Raw genomic sequence first — 549 nt, 5'->3', positions numbered from 1 at the left:
GCGGGAGCGCTGCTCCTGCTCGCGCGCTACCTTGCGGCGGCTCCGGCGCGAGACCGACGTGCCGTAGATGTCTGTCCGCAGCACGCCGACCACGCTGAAGATGAAGATCCACAGCAGGGCGAGGAGCCCCAGCCGAAGCAGGGTGAGGGTCAGCTCACTCATGCGTCATCGCCGCCCGGCGCGGAAGACGGCGGTCGTGCGGCCCAGCGTGATGCGGTCGCCGTCGGTGAGGCGCTGGCTCGAGATGCGCTCGCCGTTGACGAACGTCCCGTTGGTCGAGTTGAGGTCGCGGATCGACGTGACGAGGTGCGGGCCGTCGGTCGTCACGCGGATCTCGCTGTGCCGGCGGGAGACGCCGGGGTCGTCGAGCACCACGTCGGCCGACTCGTCGCGACCGAGCGTCGTCAGGCTGCCGAGGAGGGGGTAGCGGTCGCCCGCGATGTCGAGCCACGGACGCGACGAGGGGTTGGCCCGGGGCGGCCGGGCGCCCGCGCGCTCGTCGTGGGCCGGTGCGTGCGGCACCTGGGGGCGCGCGGGCACCGCGCCCTG

1 protein-coding gene is annotated in these 549 nt (G+C 73.6%); it reads right to left on the bottom strand.

The genetic code is table 11. The annotated features are described in order from the left end of the window. Window positions 1–165 precede the first annotated feature (165 nt). On the bottom strand, window positions 166–549 hold a 384-nt coding region (locus N865_RS21345; RefSeq protein ID WP_034810298.1), incomplete at its 5' end, for an FHA domain-containing protein.

It is taken from the genome of Intrasporangium oryzae NRRL B-24470 (assembly GCF_000576595.1).
Taxonomy (GTDB): domain Bacteria; phylum Actinomycetota; class Actinomycetes; order Actinomycetales; family Dermatophilaceae; genus Intrasporangium_C; species Intrasporangium_C oryzae.
The sequence above is the reverse complement of the archived record's forward strand: the minus strand, read 5'-3'. Positions and strand labels throughout refer to the sequence as shown.